Genomic DNA, 16,903 nt, shown 5'->3' on the forward strand with positions numbered 1-16,903 from the left:
GACGTCAGTTGCTCGACCCAGTCAGTGAGGCAGCCCATGGGGTTCAAAGTCCGGAAATCCATCAAGATCGCACCCGGGGTGCGCTTGAACGTCTCGAACAAGAACATTGGCCTGTCGGCAGGAGTGCGCGGAGCACGCGTCAGTGTCAACACGAACGGGCGAACTACTCGCACCGTGGGTATCCCGGGAACGGGCATCTCTCACACCTCGACATCGAGCACGCGGTCGACATCGAGCGCGCGGTCGACACCGCGTCCGAAGCAGCAGCCGCAGCCGGTTCGACAGCCGAAGCCGAAGAAGGTCAAGCCCGGGCTCACGGCTCCTGCATGGGAGAAGCAGCTGTTCAAATTGATCCAGGGTGCCCCCGACGCCACGGCGATCCACGCCATCGGTCAGCAGAACCCGACGGTGGCGCCCACGGCGGCGATGGTCGAGGTCCTCCGTGTTGTCGGGCCAGCATCCGACGGTGAGCGCGGCCGAACCCTCCTGGGGTGGCTCTTCGACATCGGATATGACCCGTCCACCGACCCTTTCATCGTCAAGTACCTCGAAGCACCCGAGATCCGCATACCTATCGCTACCGGCATCACGGCCGAGATGCGGTGGGATCGCCAGGCGATGGGGCTGTTCGTGGCCGAGCTCGAGCAAGCAGCCGGGGAGCTGGATCGGGCCATCGCTGTCGTCGAGATGTTGGAGCCGACGACCGTCGCTGCTGTCTCGCTCGCCGAACTCTACGCTGACGCGGGGAGGTGGGCAGACATCGTGGACGTCACCAACGGTCTCCATAACGAAGACGCCGCCTCGACGTTCCTTCTCATCCAGCGCGGCACCGCGCTCCGCGAACTCGGGTACTTCGAGGCGTCACGGGAGGCGTTGAAGGAGGCGCTGCGAGTCCGTTCACGCCAATCCGAACTGCGCCATCTCGCCCTGGTCGCGCGTGGCCAGACATATCTCGCGGAGGGCAAGAAGTCGATGGCCCGCAAGGATTACGAGCGTGTTCTCGCCGACGACGCGTCATACCCCGGGCTGGACGAGCTCCTCGAAGCAGTCGGCTAGTCGCGAAGTCTCGCACGCAGGCCTCGTCTCAGAGCTCGCCGGGACCGCTCACCATCGTTGGTCCAGCTCCCGCCCCAGGTGGTCGGTGGCGCGGCTCCACCAACTGCCGAAGCGATCCGCCGACGACAACCCGAAGATGACGGATCCTGCTGGCATGTCGGTGAGGTGTGCGGGGTATGCCGCAACTTCGATAAAGGGAATGTCCGGGTCTGAATCTGCCGATGCCACGTCGTCGGCGATCCATCCGGGAAGGTCGTGCTGCTGGGGGCGGAGGATCTCGAGGATGTCTGGCAGTGCTGTGCGGATCAGGTTGTCGAGGTCTTTCCCGCCGTGCTGCTCTTCGAACAGGATCATCGAGATGCCGCTTCGAGCACGCATGGGGAACAAGCTGGGGTAGCTCGCACGCCGCTCGTGGAGAAGCGCGCGCAGCTGTTGGCGAAAGTCTTGGCCGCCTCCGTGTGTGGGGAGCACGCCGAGGTCGAACAGGTAGGGCGTGTAGCTGAGGCGACTGCGTACTCGACTCCAGATGCCGAACCGGTCTACGGGCAGGTCTGTCAGCAGAGATGAGAAGACCAGGTCCACCAGGTGCTGCTGCTGAGCTTGGTTCTGGTAGTCGATGCGATTCGTGATGAGCTGTCTTTGACGTTGATCCTCGTTTGTCTCTTCGTCGAATCGCGACCGGTAGTCGAGGAGCTCGTCGATCTCCCATCCAACCTCGAGCGGGTCGCGGTGATGCACACCGTGCTCGTCATCGAAAGGATCCCACCGCTCATCGAGTTCAGCAGCCGCGCGCAGGTCTTTGAGGACGTTGGCCCTCGTCTGGGCCGTGATGTGCAGCGTGGGTTCTCTCGCCGCTGCTGATGATTTCGACCTGCCCCAGAGGCTCTCGAAGACCTCTTCGCCCGGCGCGGCGATGGTTGTTCGACGCTGGGGCGCGGATGCTCGCGCGGCGGCGGCGTACAACAGCTTCACCTGACGGTCATCCGCATAGACATGACCCGCCAGTTCGTCGAGCAGCCACTTACAGATGCTGTCAACGCGAGCCCCGTTGCGAGCCGAGCTGAACAGCACGATGTCCAAGGCGATGGCCGCTCGGGGTTTCGGCCAGGATGTCAGCCTCCGTGCCCATCGGGCCCGAACATCGGTGTCGAACGCGGATGCGAGCGCAGCACGGGCCTTCTCCTTGGTGCCTTTCCGGGTCTTCTTAGTCGGAGGCTCCAGCGCGAGAGTGATGTCCAACGCCTCAGCTCGTCGATGGTGGAAGCGGGCGGACTGGCCCTCTGGTGAATCCCAGAAATCGTGCACGTCACACTCGAGCAGCGGAGTCGAGATCCGAGAGTAGCTCTCGGAGCAAGTGCCCCATGTCGGGTGTCCGGGTAGAACCGGACGGTGACGGCAACACGATGTGCTCCTGTTCCCCACCGATGCCCACGCTGATCTCTACGACTGCCGGCCAGGTAGCGCGGGAGGGCGAGAACAGCCGACCGGCTTCCGTCGCCCCGACCTCCACGATGCGGCTTCGCGGTACAGCACGAACGCTGAGCTCTTCTTGACCAAGGCGCGAGTCCGTCACCGCCCGGATGATTCTCCGGCCGGTGACGACGTCGACGGACACTGGCCCTGACTCTCCGGTGGTTGAGCTGAACACGGCGATGACCTCATCGCCTGTCGTAAGCAAAGTGATGCTCGACAGCAACCGGCCGTACCACGCGGGGATCTGGTCGGTGGAGCCGACGACGGCCTGCATGCGGACGTTGCTCCACAGCCAGTCGTGCAGATCGTCCGCGGTCCTTCGGTCCTCATCAGCGAGCGAGGTGTTCCAGGTGGCGTACATGAGGATCTCCGTTCGTCTTCTCCACCGTAGCTGCGAGCTCCGACAGCGCCAGATGGGATGTCGGCAGGGTCCCCTAGTATCAGAAGTATGGGGGAGAAAAACCGTGCTGCGGACGTAGCGACGCCGGCGGGCGCGCCCGCCAAGCCGACCGAAGAGACACGGCTGCGGAAGCAGAACTACGACCGGATTCGCATGGTCCACGATGAGCTCGACAGGCTGGGTGTGGACGCTGCCGAACGGACGCAGAGCATGGCGACGAAGGCGTCGTTCCTCGCCGTGTCTGCAGGTGTCATCATCGCCGCAGTCACTGCGCAGGTCTGGGGACACTTGGTATGGTTCGGGATCGTCGCGCTCTCCCTGGCGTGCCTCGCGCTCATCTGCGCTGCCGTTGCGCTGCGTCCCGGGCGGCGGGCTGGACTTCCGGCGCGACGAATCGCCGACAAATACATCAATTCGACCTCCTCGGTCGAAATGATTGCCCCCGCTCTCGCGGAAGAGAAGGCCACCATTCTCGCTGCCCGCGAAGACGGTCTTCGACAGCAGGCGATCTGGGTCTGGATCGGGTTCATCTGCCTGGGCGCGGCATCACTCTCACTGACCGTTGTGTTCACCGCAGAACTGCTTGGAGCCTGACATGGGACATCCCGACTTCGACCCCGACGCCGACTGGGCAGGTTCGATGGACTCGTCTGACTCCTCCGGGGGCTACCTGTACGCCGCACAGACTACGCAGGACATGCTCTCCGAAGGTCTCACCGCGAGCGGTCAGCCCCGTGTCCACCGCGTCCTCGCGGAAGACATCGACTCGGCGCAGAACCGTCGCGCGCGCCTCCAGGAATCTGGCGAGTAGTACACGATTCCCGGTAACCCTTCGCCCGTCGCGGCGACGTGGGGTGGTCGGTGGACCCTCTCGAACGCCGTGCGTGGATCGGTGCGGACATCGGCAACAACTTCGACGACGCCAACTACGACGCCGACTCAAGAGAAACGGGACCTCGGTTTCCCCAGACTCTCCACACCTTCACGGGTCGATTGAACGTGCTGTCGCTGCGTTTTCCCGCGTCTCGTGGGAGCTATCCACGGATTCGTGCCAGTTATCCCCACGTTCTGCACATAGTTATCCACAGGCGGCGTTGCCGCCGGCGTGGAAGAGGTACACAGTGGAACCGCCGTCGATGACGGATGAGGCGGATACAAAAGAGGAGCGGCTCCGGGACTGCAATCACGGGAGCCGCTCCATCACCCACTGGACCTGAGGAGGCCCCCGATGAGCGACACCCAGCCTAACCACCGCACGGCAGGAGCGACCGAGATCGCCGGCGCCGTCCGCCGGACTGCACGTACAACCCGGTCCGGGCAGGCACGTATCGCCCAGCTCCTCTTCGACCGCTATGGATGGGAGGTGGACCGCATTGCGGAGGACCTCGACATCGACATGGCAGCGGCCACGCGCCTCCTCGCCGCCGACGGAATCCATAGATGCGTGGAGTGTGCTTTCGCCTTCCACCGCGCATGTCTGGGGGAGCTCGACGTGGGCGTCGATGACGCCTCTCGCCTCTGCAAGTGCGAGTGTGACCACAACCCTGCTCTTATGTAATGCGTCTGATCTGGCTACGTGCACGATGACCACGGCGTTCAGGTTGTCCGGCCGAACCGTCTGCGTTTCTTCCTACCCGCGCAGCGCAGTCAGCGGACTCACCCTCGCGGCCCGGGCAGCGCCCAGGAACGAACTCAGGGTCGCTAGGCAGAGACCCGCGAGTACAGCCGCTGGGCCTTCTCGACCAAAACAGCGGACAGCGGTACGAGGAGTGCGTCACGTGCGAGCGGCTCCTTCTGCAGCACCACGGTAGCCGGACGCCCGACCAGCTCGGCATTGACCGCACTATCGTCCGCGGGCAAGACGACGGCAAAGTACGTGGGGGCAACGTTCTCGGCGTTCTGGCGAGGGTCCGAGCCCGCCTCCTGGGGCGCGATCTCGACGCTTGTCACGGTCGCCAGGATGGATTCCCCACCTTCGACGGCCACCCGTCGAAGAACACCCTCCGCGGCTCGGTCACCATCCACCCGCACCCCGATGTCGTGCGCCATCTGCAGCGCCACCCGTGGGGAACCAAGGAGTGGAAGGCCGTCTACGGGCAGCGCAACCAGGTCGAGTCGGTGAACCGGTCCATCAAGCACACTCGATTCACGGACCTGGAGTCGGCCGACAAGCGCCCCGGACGCGGTGAGGCCTATCACTCCATCGCCACCGCTCTCCAGGCTGTCGCCTACAACCTCCGCGTGATTGTGCGCGCCATCCGTGAGGAATGCACGCCACTCGAGAAGAAGCGTCGAAAGTCGCGCAAGAAGTTCACGATGGCGGACGTCCCCAACGCGCGGCCGGCGACCGTCGGAGCGCTCGCTCCTCCGGCATAGTTGGCATCACTCGTAAGCAACGGAACAGCTCGACCAGCCAGCCCCTTTAGGGGCTATTCGCCGTGCGTCGAAACTGCGGCGAGCGGGGATCAGCTGGGCAGATCGTCGAAGGAGCCGGAAAACGAAGCGGCGGCCGCCTCATTTCTCAATGAGGAAGCCGCCGGACTCGCATTTCATGAACTGATTCACGGTTTTTCATGAACCTGCCCTGTGCGCGAGGGGGGACTTGAACCCCCACGTCCATAAGGACACTGGCACCTGAAGCCAGCGCGTCTACCATTCCGCCACTCGCGCGAGTGTCTCGTTCCGAAGAACTCAACTTCCCGAGGATATCACGCGTTTTCGGTCGCGTTGCACACGCCCCGAGGGACCGCGGCGGCGTTCCCCCAGGTCACCTGGCTACGATGTCCCTACCGGTCGGCATGCCAGAGGAGCCCAGTGGGACTACTTGACAGCTTTGAGAAGGGTCTCGAGCGCGCAGTGAACAGCGCGTTCGCGAAGACCTTCCGCAGCGGTATACAGCCGGTGGAGATCGCCTCGGCTCTGCGCCGCGAGGCCGACACGAAGGCCGCGGTCGTCAGCCGCGACCGCATCCTCACCCCGAACAACTACGTGGTGCGGTTGAGCCCCGACGACGCCGACCGCATGCGTGGTCTCGGCGGCGCCCTCACCGACGAGTTGCACGCACTGCTCACGACGCACGCGAAGTCCCAGGGCTACAGCTTCGCCGGGCCGCTGTCGCTCACGCTCGAAGCCGACGAGAAGGTCGCGACGGGCACGGTGCGCGTCAACTCCGGCACGGTCGAGGGCCGCGTCGACTGGCAGGCCGTGGTCGACGTCGACGGCCGCCGCCACGCGCTCACCCGGGCTCGCACGGTGATCGGCCGAGGGTCCGACGCCGACATCACGATCGCCGACGCGGGCTCGAGCCGCAAGCACGCGGAGATCCTGTGGGACGGCGAGCGCGCCATGCTCCGCGACATGGGCTCCACGAACGGCACGAAGGTGAACGGCCAGAAGCTGCGCGAGGCCGCGCTGCCCTCCGACACCACGATCACGATCGGCCGCACCGACCTGGTGTTCCGCATCGTCCCCGTTGCCGCCCCCTCGCGCCCCCCGCGCCCGGGCGACGACGCGACCAGGGCGTTCGGAGCCTTCTGATGAGTGAACTCGTCCTGCTCCTGCTCCGCATCGGCTTCCTCGTCCTGCTGTGGTTCTTCGTGTTCGGTGTCGTGTACTCCCTGCGCGCCGACCTGTTCGGGGTCAAGGCGCGCAAGCTGCCCGCCGAGGCCGCCGCCGGCGCTCCGGTCGCCGCCGCGCCGGCCGCCCCCGCGAAGCCCTCCTCGTCGTCGCGCCCGTCGTCCGGCCCCGCGACCGTGGCGACCGCGAAGCGTCTGGTCATCACGTCGGGGCCGAAGGCGGGGCTGGAGCTTCCGCTCGGCGCCGACTCGATGACGATCGGCCGCTCCAGCGAATCCGCCCTCGTCATCCGCGACGACTACACCTCCAGCCACCACGCCCGCCTCCTCCTGCGCGGGGACACGTGGGCGATCCAGGACCTCGACTCCACGAACGGCACCTTCGTCGCCGGGCAGCGCGTGACCGGGGGACCGGTCGCCCTCAGCCTCGGCACCCCCGTCAAGGTGGGCGCCACGACGTTCGAGCTGAGGGCCTGACGCCGGCATGGTCTTCGAGGGCTCGAGCGTCGCGATCTCCCACACCGGGAAGGTCCGCTCCAACAACCAGGACTCCGGGTACTCCGGGGCGAACCTGTTCGTCGTCGCCGACGGCATGGGCGGTCACGCCGGTGGAGACGTCGCCTCGAGCATCGCGATCCAGCGCCTGGAGCCCCTGGACCAGCCCTACTCCTCGACGGAGGATGCGCAGGCCGCGCTGCAGGCCGCCGCGACGACCGCCGCGGGCGACCTGATCCGTGCGGCGAAGGACCGACCGGAGCTCGCGGGCCTCGGCACCACGCTCAGCGCGATCATCATGGTCGACGAGTACGCGGTGATCGGGCACATCGGCGACTCCCGCATCTATCTCTACCGTGACGACGCGCTCACGCAGATCACGGCCGACCACACGTTCGTGCAGCGCCTGGTCGACTCCGGTCGCATCACGCCGGAGGAGGCCCGCTACCACCCTCGCCGCTCGGTGCTCATGCGGGTGCTCAGCGACATGGACTCCGACCCCGAGCTCGACATGTTCGTCATGCACACGCAGCCCGGCGACCGGTGGCTGCTGTGCTCCGACGGGCTGTCCGGTGTGGTCGACGAGGCGCGGATCCTCAAGGCCATGCAGCTGGGGCTCGCACCGGGCCGCACGGCCGACAACCTCCTCAAGCAGGCGCTCGACGGGGGCGCGCCCGACAACGTCACGATCGTGCTGGTCGACGTGGGCGGGCAGCATCCCATCCACTCGGGCACCGCGACGATCGTCGGCGCCGCCTCCAACCCGTCCGGTGTGTACGTGCCGCCGGTGCGCGCACCGCGCAGCAACTGGCTGCACCCGGTGCGTCAGGCCGCGAACGAGCCGAGCCACTTCGAGCCGGCGCCCGAGTACCTGGAGGAGCTGATCGAGGAGGACCGGCGCCGTGCCAAACGCCGCCGCCTCGGCTGGATCGCCGGAGTGCTCGTGGTGATCGCGATGCTGGCCTTCGCGGCCTTCGCCGCCTACAGCTGGACGCAGACGCGGTACTTCATCGGCGCCGACGACGACAGCGTGGTGATCTTCCAGGGCGTGCAGCAGAACATCGGCCCGATCACGCTGTCCACCCCGGTGGAGGACACCGACATCCTCCTCGCCGACCTGCCGCCGTATCAGCGGGCCTCGGTCGAGCGCACGATCTCGGCCCGCTCGCTGTCCGACGCGATGGCTATCGTCGACCGGCTGCGCACGGGCGCCGAGGCGAACGTGATCGAGCAGACCCCGCTGCCCACGCCGGCGCCCACCCCGAGCGACACTCCGGCGGGGGGTGACGGATGAGCACCGACGTGCAGGCCGACACCACCGTCATCAAGGCCCTGCGGCGCCTGCGCATGCCGCAGACGCAGCGCAACCGGGAGTTCTGGCTGCTCCTGTTCGCGTGCGCCATCAGCGGCGCTGCGCTGACCCTCGTGCAGCTGGGCGCGCTGGGCGTGATCGACCCGATGATCCTGGCGATCGGCGGCGGTCTGGCCGTGCTGGCGTTCGCCCTGCACATCGTGCTGCGCTTCGTGGCGTCCGACGCCGACCCCTTCGTGCTGCCGATCGCGACCCTGCTGACCGGTCTGGGCGTGGCGATGATCTACCGGATCGACATCGCGTTCAAGAACACCGGGTGGGACGCATATTCCACCAAGCAGCTCGCGTGGACGGCGATCTCCCTCGCCGGCGCCATCGCGGTCGTGATCCTGCTGCGCAACTATCGTGTGCTCTTCCGGTACACGTACATCTTCGGCCTCGCGGGCATCCTGCTCCTGCTCCTGCCGTTCGTCCCCGGACTGCGCATCGCCGACGCGAACGCGCAGGTGTGGGTGTCGCTCGGCGGCATCTTCGCGTTCCAGCCGGGCGAGCTCGCGAAGATCTGCCTCGCGATCTTCTTCGCCGGCTACCTCGTGCGCACGCGCGAGAGCCTCACCTCGGTCGGCAAGCGCGTGCTCGGCATCACGTGGCCGCGCATGCGGGAGCTGGGTCCGGTGCTGGTGGTGTGGGCCATCTCGCTGGGGATCATCGTGTTCCAGCGCGACCTCGGCACGGGAACGCTGATCTTCGGCATGTTCGTCGCGATGCTGTACGTCGCCACCGGCAAGACCAGCTGGGTGCTGATCGGGCTCGGGCTCGTGGTCGCCGGTGTCGCCGTTGCCACGCAGATCCTCAGCTACGTGCGCGGCCGCTTCGTCAACTGGCTGTTCCTGTTCGACTCGTCGCAGGTCGACCCCGACGTGGCCGGATACCAGCCGATGCAGGGCCTCTTCGGTCTCGCCCGCGGCGGCCTCATCGGAACCGGATGGGGCCAGGGACGCCCCGAGATCACGCCGCTCGCGCACAGCGACTACATCATCACGAGCCTCGGGGAGGAGCTCGGGCTGATCGGGCTGTTCGCGATCCTGTGCCTGTACATGGTGTTCGTGAGCCGCGGTGTGCGGATCGGTCTCGCGGGTCAGGACGACTTCGGCAAGCTGCTGGCGACGGGACTGTCGTTCACGATCGCGCTGCAGGTGTTCATCATGGTCGGCGGTGTCACCCGGCTGATCCCGCTGACGGGTCTGACCACGCCGTTCCTCGCGGCCGGCGGCTCCTCGCTCGTCGCGAACTGGCTCATCGTGGCGCTGCTGCTGCGCATCTCCGACGGCGTGCGCCGTCAGCCCCGGGTGGTGATCGGCTGACATGACCAGGGAACTCCGCCGCCTCAGCATCATCATGCTGTTCATGTTCATCGCGCTGTTCGCCGCGACCAGCTGGATCCAGGTCGTCGAGTCCGACAGCCTCGCGCAGAACCCGCACAACAAGCGCACCCGTCTGGACAGCTTCGAGATCCAGCGCGGCGCGATCATCGTCGACGGCGCGGCGATCGCGAGCTCGACGCCCAGCGACGACCAGTACCGGTTCCAGCGCGTGTACACCGATCCGGCGCTGTGGGAGACGGTCACGGGGTACTTCAACCCCGCGCTCGGCTCGACCACCGGCATCGAGAAGGCGATGAACGCCGACCTCTCCGGCACCGGCTCCAACGCGTTCTTCTCCGAGATCGAGCGCATCCTGTCGGGTCAGCCGCAGCGCGGGTACAGCGTCGAGCTGTCGCTGAACACGGCCGCGCAGCGGGCTGCCGCCGAGGCGCTCGACGGTCTGCAGGGCGCGGTCGTGGCGATGGACCCGAAGACCGGGCGCATCCTCGCGATGGTGTCGACCCCCGGCTTCGACACGAACCTGATGGCGACGCACGACGCGAACGCCGCGAACGCCACCTATGACCAGCTGGTCGCCGACCCGGGCAAGCCCCTGTCGAACCGCGCGATCGCCGGCGACCTGAACCCCCCGGGCTCCACGTTCAAACTCGTCACGGCGGCCGCGGCATACGCGAGCGGCAAATGGACGCCGGAGTCCACGCTGCCCAACCCCGCGCTGTACACCCTGCCCGGCTCGTCCAACCGCGTGTCCAACGCGTGGGGCGGCACGTGCGGTCCCGGTGCGACCGTGACGATCGCCGAGGCCATCCGCCTCAGCTGCAACATCCCGATGGCGGAGCTCGCCGTGGAGCTCGGCGACGACGCGATCCGGGAGATGGCGGAGAAGTTCGGCTTCAACCGGAGCTTCGACACGCCGCTCGCCTCGACCCCGTCCAGCTACCCGCGGGCGCTCGACGACGCGCAGACCGCGCTCAGCGGTTTCGGGCAGGGACAGGTCACCGCGACACCGCTGCAGATGGCGATGGTGTCGGCCGGCATCGCGAACGACGGCGTGGTCATGAACCCGCAGATGGTGGATGCCGTGATCGGCAACGACCTGTCGGTGATCAAGGCCTTCCAGAACAGCGAGTTCGGGCGGGCGATGGAAGCCGATGTGGCGAACGAGATCACCTCCGCCATGGTCGCCAGCGTCTCAAACGGCGCGGCCCAGGGTGCAAGAATAGACGGGGTCGACGTGGCCGGTAAGACGGGCACGGCAGAGAACGGAAACAGGCCGCATACGCTGTGGTTCACCGGGTTCGCCCCGGCGGACGACCCATCGGTCGCCGTGGCGGTCGTCGTCGAGAACGGCGGCGGGCAGGGACAATCAGGGAGCGGTGACACCATCGCCGCTCCGATCGCGAAGAAGGTCATAGAGGCGGTGCTGGGCAGATGAGGCCGACGCAGGGTGTGTCGTTCGGTGGTCGTTACGAGCTGCAGTCGCGGATCGCGATCGGCGGCATGGGCGAGGTCTGGGAGGCGACGGATCACGTCATCGGGCGTACCGTCGCGATCAAGATCCTCAAGGACGAGTACATGGGGGACCCGGGGTTCCTCGAGCGGTTCCGCGCGGAGGCGCGGCACGCCGCGCTCGTCAACCACGAGGGCATCGCCAGCGTCTTCGACTACGGCGAGGAGAACGGCAGCGCCTACCTCGTCATGGAGCTCGTGCCGGGTGAGGCCCTCTCCACGATCCTCGAGCGCGACGGCGCGCTGAGCGCCGACAAGACGCTCGACATCGTGGCGCAGACGGCGTCCGCCCTGCAGGCCGCGCACGCCGCCGGCCTGGTGCACCGCGACATCAAGCCGGGCAACCTGCTGATCACGCCAGACGGCCGCGTCAAGATCACCGACTTCGGCATCGCTCGCATCGCCGACCAGGTGCCGCTGACGGCGACCGGTCAGGTGATGGGAACCGTGCAGTACCTGTCGCCCGAGCAGGCGTCCGGCCACCCCGCATCTCCCGCGACCGACACGTACTCGCTGGGCATCGTGGCGTACGAGTGCCTGGCCGGCAAGCGTCCGTTCACGGGCGAGTCGCAGGTGGCGATCGCGATGGCGCAGATCAACGAGCAGCCGCCGCCGCTGCCGCCGACCGTGCCGATCCCGGTGCAGAACCTCGTGATGGCGATGATCGCCAAGAAGCCCGCCGACCGCCCGTCCTCGGCGGCGACCGTCGCGCGGGCCGCACAGGCGCTGCGGCGCGGAGACCTGAACTCGGCGGCGATCGCTGTTCCGGCGATCGCGACCGGCGGGATCGCCGGCGACGACGACGCCACGCGCATGCTGACGGCATCGAACGACGGTGCCACGCGCATCCTCCCCACCACCGCGCAGCTGCCCACCGAGGAGGCCGTCGCGGAGGAGGAGAAGAAGAAGAAGCGCAGCGCCTGGACCTGGCCGCTGATCGCCCTGATCGCCCTGCTGATCATCGTGCTCGTGGGCACGTTGTGGGCCATGTTCGGCAACCGGGGGGAAGATCCGAAGCCGTCCGACTCGCCGACCACCGCGCAGACCACGCCGCCCCCGTCGCCCTCCACGAGCCCGACGCCCGAGGTGACGCGCGTCGACGTGGCTGCGCTGAACCTCAACGGCATGGACTGCGCCACGGCGACCGCGACGCTGGCCGACGCGGGCTTCACGAACAACGTCACGTGCGCCGACGGCGATCCCGCCCCGAGCGACGCGGAGGTTGGTCAGGTGTACCGGGTTCAGCCCACCGGGAACGTCGAGACCACGACGCCGATCGCGTTGACCGTGTACGCCGCACGCACCCCGCTGCCCACGCCGACCGACACCCCGACGCTCACGGGCGACCCGGTCGCGGGCAGCACGGTCACGGTGGCCTGGGGCACCGGTTTCACGTGCCCGAGCGGCACCACCCTGTCGGGCTACGTCGTGTCGCTGCAGAACGGCTCGTTCGTCTCGGGCGGCCCGAACTTCCAGCCGACGCAGCGCAACACGCAGGTGAAGGTCGGCGACGCGGTGGGCCAGCAGCTCATCGTCACCTACCAGGCCATGTGCTCGGGCGGCGACCAGCGCACGTCGAACGCGTCGCCCCCGCTGTCGGTCACCATCACGGCCCCCGACGATGGCGAGGGTGACGGTGGTGGCGGCGCCGAAGGGTAGCCTGTAGTCCAGCTGTTTTGTAGTTTCAGGGGGGTCATCCGTGTCGACAGAGCCACAAGTCATCGCGGGCCGGTACCGCGTCGACGAGCTCATCGGGCACGGCGGAATGGCGAAGGTGTACCGCGGGTACGACCTGACCCTCGGTCGCGAGATCGCGATCAAGATCCTCGACCCCGAGCTGGCCAGGGACACGAGCTTCCGCACGCGGTTCCGGCTGGAGGCGCAGGCGGCGTCGCGCATGTCCCACCCGTCGATCGTGCGGGTGTACGACGCGGGCGACCCGTCGACGAGCGACGCCTCGTCCGATGAGCCGCCGTACATCGTGATGGAGCTCGTCAAGGGCACCCTGCTGAAGAAGATCATCGCCGAGGGCCCGGTGCCCGTGGCCGACGCCGTCCGCTACGTCGACGGGATCCTCGAGGCGCTGGACTACTCGCACCGCGCGGGTGTGGTGCACCGCGACATCAAGCCCGGCAACGTGATGGTGACCGACAAGGGTCAGGTCAAGGTCATGGACTTCGGCATCGCCCGCGCGGTGTCCGACTCCTCCTCGACGGTCGCGGAGACCACGCAGATCATCGGCACCGCGGCGTACTTCTCGCCGGAGCAGGCCAAGGGCGAGCCGGTCGACGCCCGCGCCGACCTGTACTCCACCGGCGTGGTGCTGTACGAGCTGCTCACCGGGCGCCAGCCGTTCCGCGGCGAGTCTCCGGTCGCGGTGGCGTACCAGCACGTGAGCGAGACACCGATCCCTCCGTCCGAGGTGAACGAGGAGTCCCCGGCGGCGCTCGACCCGATCGTGCTGCGCGCGCTCGCGAAGGACCCGTACCAGCGCTTCCCCGACGCGGCGCACTTCCGCGCGGCCCTCGACTCGGCCGTGACCGGTGCCGCCCCGACGCGCAAGCAGATCGGCGCGCTCACCAGCGAGCTGTATGGCCCGAACCCGCGTCAGGCGCAGGAGACGGCGCGGTCGCTGCGGCAGCTCAGCAGCGACACCACCATGACCCGCACGCAGTCGGGCCCGCCGGTCGCGTGGATCTGGGCGGGCGTCGCGCTGCTGGCGGTGCTTCTGGCGTCGGTCCTGTTCTGGGTGGTCACGATCAGCATGCGGCCGTCCGAGGTGCCCAGCACGTCGAGGGTCGTGCCCGACCTGACCAATGTGGCGTCGGAGCGTGCGCAGGACGACCTGGCCAAGCTCGACCTCTCGTCGAAGATCGTCATCGAGTCCAGTCCCGACATCGCCGAGGGCAACGTGATCCGCACGGATCCGGAGAGCGGGGTGTCGGTCGAGCAGGGGTCCACCGTCACGCTCTACGTGTCGTCCGGCGAGGAGACCGTGGTGGTGCCGAAGCTCGAGGGCATGTCCCTGGCCGCGGCCACCGAGGCGCTGGAGAAGGCGGGGCTGCAGCTCGGCACGGTCACCCAGCGCAACGACAAGGGCCTCGCGGCGAACACCGTGATGACGGCCAGCGAGAAGGCCGACACCGAGGTGGCGCCGAACACGGTCGTGAACCTCGAGGTCGCCAGCGGCAAGGTCACCCTGTCGGATGTCGTGGGCTGGTCGGTCGATTCCGCATCGAAGGCGCTCACGGATCTCGGGCTCACCCCGGTGCCGATCGAGGAGAGCGACTGCCCCGCCACCGACCCGGCCACCGTGCACTCGATGTCGGTCGCTCCGGGCGACGTGCCGATCAACTCCTCGGTCGAGCTGCGCTACTGCACCGGTTCCTGAGGCGCAGCCGTCCGACACCCGGGGTCAGCGCGTGAGCGGGTGCAGTCGTTCTGCTCGCGACACGGCGTCCGGGTCGCCGCACAGTCGCAGCCAGTTCGCCAGCAGACGGTAGCCGCCCTCGGTGAGCACGCTCTCCGGGTGGAACTGCACCCCGTGGAACGGGAGCGTGCGGTGTTCGAGCGCCATCACCGTGCCGTCCGCCGTCCGTGCGGTCACCGCGAGCTCGGCGGGCAGGTCGCGCTCCGCGAGGGCGAGGGAGTGGTAGCGACCCGCCGCGAACGGCGAGGGGATGCCGTCGAACAGCGCCGAGCCGTCGTGCTCGACCGTCGACACCATGCCGTGCATGAGGTCCGGTGCGCCGGTCACGGGGGCACCCAGGGCCGCGCCGATCACCTGGTGGCCCAGGCACACGCCGAGCGTGGGCACGGCGGCGCGGGCGGCGAGGCGGACCGCATCGAGCGAGACGCCGGCGTCGTCGGGCGAGCCGGGCCCGGGCGACAGGAGCAGCGCGTCGTGCGCGGTGAGCAGTCCCTCGACCCGCGCCGCATCGACCTCGTCCGCCTCGACGATCGTGGTGTCGGCACCGAGCTCGTGGAGATAGCCGATCAGGGTGTGCACGAAGCTGTCGTGGTTGTCCACGACGAGCACGCGGGTCATTCGACGTCGACCTCACCCGGGGAGATGAACGGGCTGATCCAGGGGAACACGTACCAGAACAGGGCGTAGAGCACGGCGGCGACCACGACCAGCAGGATGAGCACACGCAGCCACCAGGGACCGGGCAGCAGGCGCCAGAGTGCGGCGTACATGGGTGGTGTCTCCTGATCGTTCGTGGTCACACCGACGGAGCGGCGGGCGGGGGAGGCGGGTCGGTCAGTGCGGACGGCGGTCCGTCGGCGCGCGGCTGGAAGCTCTCGAACACGCCGTAGGCGACGATCCGCTCGGCGAGCGAGTACAGGGGGGAGCACGCCGTGAGGGTGATGTACTGCTCGCCGGTCTGCTGTGCGGGCATCTGCGGCACGTCGGCCAGCACGTCGGTCTGCGTGGGCGTGACGTACTCGAGCGTGCGGAAGCGGTACGTGTACCAGCCGTCGGGGGTCTCGACCACGATCGCGTCGTTCAGTTGCAGCTTGTCGAGCTGGTTGAACGGCTTGCCCCAGGTGGTGCGGTGGCCCGCGAGGGAGAAGTTGCCGACCTCGCCGGGCATCTTCGAGTCGGTGTAGACCCCGATGCCCTTCTGGTCGAGCGTCCTGGCCCGGCTGGTCCCGCCGTAGATGCCGAAGTTGTACTCGGCGCCGAAGCGCGGGATGTGCATCTGCCCGAACCACGCCCCGTCGGCGGGGGCGGCGGGCACCGGCGCCTGGTACACCGTGGTGCCGTCGTCGGTCTCGACCTTCGGCGGCAGCGCGGGGGGATCGGCCGCCGCGAGCTGCTGCGAGATCGCCGCACCCTCGTCGTTCTTCTGGGCGGCGATGATGATGTCGCCGATCCACATCTGCCATGCGACGAAGAGGAGGACGAGGACCCCGGCGGTGAGCAGCAGTTCGCCGAGCACGCTCGCGAACGTGGCGCGCGACCGGGGCCGCTGCCGACGTCCGTGGCGCCCCCCAGGCACGGCGGATGCAGTCATGGCGTGATCTTATCCGTCGACACTGAACACGGGCTCGTGCGGAGGCACCCGTCTGTGACCGCCTCTCGTGGGCGCAGAGGTCTCCCGGGTACAATGACGGCATGGCACGTGACCGCAAGACCGAAGAACCCGTCGTCGAGCGCGCCGAGGGCGACGCCGCTCCCAACGCCGTCTGGTTCAAGCCGGTGATGATCGGCTTCATGCTTCTCGGTCTCGCGTGGATCCTCGTGTTCTACATCTCGGGGATGCAGTTCCCGATCCCGGGCCTCGACAACTGGAACCTCGCGATCGGTCTCGGCATCGCTCTCATCGGGTTCCTCATGACCACACGCTGGCGCTGACCAGCCCCTTCTCTTCCGAAGCCCCCTCGCCGCGCGAGGGGGCTTCGTCGTGCCGGCGGTGGTGTGCATCGGGCTCCTCGCGCTCGATTCGGATTTTCCGAGATTCTCCGGTAAAGTCTTGGAGGTTGACGGGGCTATAGCTCAGGCGGTTAGAGCGCTTCACTGATAATGAAGAGGTCCCAGGTTCAAGTCCTGGTAGCCCCACCATTCAATTCAAGAAATCCCTCACGGGGCCTTAGCTCAGTTGGTAGAGCGCCTGCTTTGCAAGCAGGATGTCAGGAGTTCGAATCTCCTAGGCTCCACCACCTCGGATCTCCTCCCTCCCGCGCACCGACC

At 67.7% G+C, this 16,903-nt stretch carries 19 protein-coding genes and 3 tRNA genes; 15 read left to right on the top strand and 7 right to left on the bottom strand.

Going from position 1 to position 16,903, the window contains the following annotated elements:
* Positions 1–36: 36 nt before the first annotated feature.
* Positions 37–1,056: a DUF4236 domain-containing protein gene (locus ACWGQ1_RS11195; RefSeq protein WP_452312978.1), complete on the top strand. Its 1,020-nt coding sequence runs from the start codon at positions 37–39 to the stop codon at positions 1,054–1,056.
* Between the two features lie 48 nt (positions 1,057–1,104).
* Here ACWGQ1_RS11195 and ACWGQ1_RS11200 read toward each other — a convergent pair whose 3' ends face one another.
* Positions 1,105–2,361, bottom strand: a complete 1,257-nt coding sequence (locus ACWGQ1_RS11200; protein ID WP_452312979.1) for a hypothetical protein — start codon at positions 2,359–2,361, stop codon at positions 1,105–1,107.
* A gap of 1 nt (position 2,362) precedes the next feature.
* On the bottom strand, positions 2,363–2,890 hold the full coding sequence (locus tag ACWGQ1_RS11205) for a hypothetical protein (RefSeq protein ID WP_452312980.1): 528 nt from the start codon (positions 2,888–2,890) through the stop codon (positions 2,363–2,365).
* Between the two features lie 87 nt (positions 2,891–2,977).
* Between ACWGQ1_RS11205 and ACWGQ1_RS11210 the strand changes: the two genes are divergently transcribed.
* The 3 genes from ACWGQ1_RS11210 to ACWGQ1_RS11220 all read left to right on the top strand — a co-directional run bounded on the left by ACWGQ1_RS11210 (position 2,978) and on the right by ACWGQ1_RS11220 (position 4,487).
* The gene (locus ACWGQ1_RS11210; protein WP_452312981.1) at positions 2,978–3,523 is read left to right on the top strand and encodes a hypothetical protein; all 546 of its coding nucleotides are present in this window, start codon (positions 2,978–2,980) and stop codon (positions 3,521–3,523) included.
* Between the two features lies 1 nt (position 3,524).
* The gene (locus ACWGQ1_RS11215) at positions 3,525–3,740 is read left to right on the top strand and encodes a hypothetical protein (RefSeq protein ID WP_452312982.1); all 216 of its coding nucleotides are present in this window, start codon (positions 3,525–3,527) and stop codon (positions 3,738–3,740) included.
* 417 nt (positions 3,741–4,157) lie between these two features.
* On the top strand, positions 4,158–4,487 hold the full coding sequence (locus tag ACWGQ1_RS11220) for a hypothetical protein (protein ID WP_452312983.1): 330 nt from the start codon (positions 4,158–4,160) through the stop codon (positions 4,485–4,487).
* Between the two features lie 143 nt (positions 4,488–4,630).
* Here ACWGQ1_RS11220 and ACWGQ1_RS11225 read toward each other — a convergent pair whose 3' ends face one another.
* Positions 4,631–4,978: a hypothetical protein gene (locus ACWGQ1_RS11225; protein ID WP_452312984.1), complete on the bottom strand. Its 348-nt coding sequence runs from the start codon at positions 4,976–4,978 to the stop codon at positions 4,631–4,633.
* Here ACWGQ1_RS11225 and ACWGQ1_RS11230 point away from each other — a divergent pair.
* The gene (locus ACWGQ1_RS11230; RefSeq protein ID WP_452312985.1) at positions 4,970–5,305 is read left to right on the top strand and encodes a hypothetical protein; all 336 of its coding nucleotides are present in this window, start codon (positions 4,970–4,972) and stop codon (positions 5,303–5,305) included. The two genes, ACWGQ1_RS11225 and ACWGQ1_RS11230, sit on opposite strands and share 9 nt — an antisense overlap.
* A gap of 211 nt (positions 5,306–5,516) precedes the next feature.
* On the opposite strand, the gene ACWGQ1_RS11235 is transcribed toward ACWGQ1_RS11230, so the two are convergent.
* Positions 5,517–5,599 (bottom strand) — tRNA-Leu (locus ACWGQ1_RS11235).
* A 144-nt stretch (positions 5,600–5,743) separates the two neighbouring features.
* Here ACWGQ1_RS11235 and ACWGQ1_RS11240 point away from each other — a divergent pair.
* The 7 genes from ACWGQ1_RS11240 to pknB are packed head-to-tail and all read left to right on the top strand — an operon-like array spanning position 5,744 to position 14,596.
* A complete protein-coding gene (locus ACWGQ1_RS11240; protein ID WP_136035625.1) occupies positions 5,744–6,466 on the top strand; it encodes an FhaA domain-containing protein in 723 nt (240 codons plus the stop codon).
* On the top strand, positions 6,466–6,981 hold the full coding sequence (locus ACWGQ1_RS11245; RefSeq protein WP_136033230.1) for an FHA domain-containing protein FhaB/FipA: 516 nt from the start codon (positions 6,466–6,468) through the stop codon (positions 6,979–6,981). Before ACWGQ1_RS11240 ends, ACWGQ1_RS11245 begins: the two co-directional genes overlap by 1 nt.
* Positions 6,982–6,988: 7 nt before the next feature.
* Complete coding sequence (locus tag ACWGQ1_RS11250) at positions 6,989–8,293, top strand: PP2C family protein-serine/threonine phosphatase (RefSeq protein ID WP_136033227.1); 1,305 nt, start codon at positions 6,989–6,991, stop codon at positions 8,291–8,293.
* Entirely contained in the window at positions 8,290–9,675 is a 1,386-nt protein-coding gene (locus ACWGQ1_RS11255) for an FtsW/RodA/SpoVE family cell cycle protein (RefSeq protein WP_452312986.1), read from the top strand. The genes ACWGQ1_RS11250 and ACWGQ1_RS11255 overlap by 4 nt, the downstream gene beginning before the upstream one ends.
* A 1-nt stretch (position 9,676) precedes the next feature.
* Entirely contained in the window at positions 9,677–11,131 is a 1,455-nt protein-coding gene (locus tag ACWGQ1_RS11260; RefSeq protein WP_136033222.1) for a peptidoglycan D,D-transpeptidase FtsI family protein, read from the top strand.
* Positions 11,128–12,864 carry a protein kinase domain-containing protein gene (locus tag ACWGQ1_RS11265; RefSeq protein WP_452312987.1) on the top strand — a complete coding sequence of 579 codons (1,737 nt, stop codon included), beginning with the start codon at positions 11,128–11,130 and terminating at the stop codon, positions 12,862–12,864. The genes ACWGQ1_RS11260 and ACWGQ1_RS11265 overlap by 4 nt, the downstream gene beginning before the upstream one ends.
* A gap of 40 nt (positions 12,865–12,904) precedes the next feature.
* Positions 12,905–14,596 carry a Stk1 family PASTA domain-containing Ser/Thr kinase gene (pknB, locus tag ACWGQ1_RS11270; RefSeq protein WP_206252142.1) on the top strand — a complete coding sequence of 564 codons (1,692 nt, stop codon included), beginning with the start codon at positions 12,905–12,907 and terminating at the stop codon, positions 14,594–14,596.
* A 24-nt stretch (positions 14,597–14,620) separates the two neighbouring features.
* Here pknB and ACWGQ1_RS11275 read toward each other — a convergent pair whose 3' ends face one another.
* From ACWGQ1_RS11275 to ACWGQ1_RS11285, 3 genes are read right to left on the bottom strand one after another with little or no spacing between them, the layout of a single operon-like run.
* The gene (locus ACWGQ1_RS11275) at positions 14,621–15,253 is read right to left on the bottom strand and encodes a glutamine amidotransferase-related protein (RefSeq protein WP_452312988.1); all 633 of its coding nucleotides are present in this window, start codon (positions 15,251–15,253) and stop codon (positions 14,621–14,623) included.
* Positions 15,250–15,405, bottom strand: a complete 156-nt coding sequence (locus ACWGQ1_RS11280) for a hypothetical protein (protein ID WP_168387293.1) — start codon at positions 15,403–15,405, stop codon at positions 15,250–15,252. The genes ACWGQ1_RS11275 and ACWGQ1_RS11280 overlap by 4 nt, the downstream gene beginning before the upstream one ends.
* Before the next feature lie 26 nt (positions 15,406–15,431).
* On the bottom strand, positions 15,432–16,226 hold the full coding sequence (locus ACWGQ1_RS11285; protein WP_452312989.1) for a class E sortase: 795 nt from the start codon (positions 16,224–16,226) through the stop codon (positions 15,432–15,434).
* 101 nt (positions 16,227–16,327) lie between these two features.
* On the opposite strand from ACWGQ1_RS11285, the gene ACWGQ1_RS11290 reads away from it, so the two are divergent.
* From ACWGQ1_RS11290 to ACWGQ1_RS11300, 3 genes are all read left to right on the top strand, one after another.
* Entirely contained in the window at positions 16,328–16,567 is a 240-nt protein-coding gene (locus ACWGQ1_RS11290; RefSeq protein ID WP_136033213.1) for a cell division protein CrgA, read from the top strand.
* A 130-nt stretch (positions 16,568–16,697) separates the two neighbouring features.
* Positions 16,698–16,774 (top strand) — tRNA-Ile (locus ACWGQ1_RS11295).
* 22 nt (positions 16,775–16,796) lie between these two features.
* Positions 16,797–16,872: transfer RNA gene (locus tag ACWGQ1_RS11300), tRNA-Ala, on the top strand.
* Positions 16,873–16,903: the final 31 nt, after the last annotated feature.

It is taken from the genome of Microbacterium sp. NPDC055599, from assembly GCF_053618975.1.

Coding starts and splice junctions, on each gene's coding strand:
- ACWGQ1_RS11205 (WP_452312980.1), bottom strand. CDS start 2,890: ATGTACGCCACCTGGAACACCTCGCTCGCTGATGAGGACCGAAGGACC.
- ACWGQ1_RS11220 (WP_452312983.1), top strand. CDS start 4,158: ATGAGCGACACCCAGCCTAACCACCGCACGGCAGGAGCGACCGAGATC.
- ACWGQ1_RS11255 (WP_452312986.1), top strand. CDS start 8,290: ATGAGCACCGACGTGCAGGCCGACACCACCGTCATCAAGGCCCTGCGG.
- ACWGQ1_RS11290 (WP_136033213.1), top strand. CDS start 16,328: ATGGCACGTGACCGCAAGACCGAAGAACCCGTCGTCGAGCGCGCCGAG.
- ACWGQ1_RS11260 (WP_136033222.1), top strand. CDS start 9,677: ATGACCAGGGAACTCCGCCGCCTCAGCATCATCATGCTGTTCATGTTC.
- ACWGQ1_RS11245 (WP_136033230.1), top strand. CDS start 6,466: ATGAGTGAACTCGTCCTGCTCCTGCTCCGCATCGGCTTCCTCGTCCTG.
- ACWGQ1_RS11265 (WP_452312987.1), top strand. CDS start 11,128: ATGAGGCCGACGCAGGGTGTGTCGTTCGGTGGTCGTTACGAGCTGCAG.
- ACWGQ1_RS11285 (WP_452312989.1), bottom strand. CDS start 16,226: ATGACTGCATCCGCCGTGCCTGGGGGGCGCCACGGACGTCGGCAGCGG.
- ACWGQ1_RS11195 (WP_452312978.1), top strand. CDS start 37: ATGGGGTTCAAAGTCCGGAAATCCATCAAGATCGCACCCGGGGTGCGC.
- ACWGQ1_RS11210 (WP_452312981.1), top strand. CDS start 2,978: ATGGGGGAGAAAAACCGTGCTGCGGACGTAGCGACGCCGGCGGGCGCG.
- ACWGQ1_RS11275 (WP_452312988.1), bottom strand. CDS start 15,253: ATGACCCGCGTGCTCGTCGTGGACAACCACGACAGCTTCGTGCACACC.
- ACWGQ1_RS11250 (WP_136033227.1), top strand. CDS start 6,989: ATGGTCTTCGAGGGCTCGAGCGTCGCGATCTCCCACACCGGGAAGGTC.
- ACWGQ1_RS11280 (WP_168387293.1), bottom strand. CDS start 15,405: ATGTACGCCGCACTCTGGCGCCTGCTGCCCGGTCCCTGGTGGCTGCGT.
- ACWGQ1_RS11225 (WP_452312984.1), bottom strand. CDS start 4,978: ATGGCGCACGACATCGGGGTGCGGGTGGATGGTGACCGAGCCGCGGAG.
- ACWGQ1_RS11215 (WP_452312982.1), top strand. CDS start 3,525: ATGGGACATCCCGACTTCGACCCCGACGCCGACTGGGCAGGTTCGATG.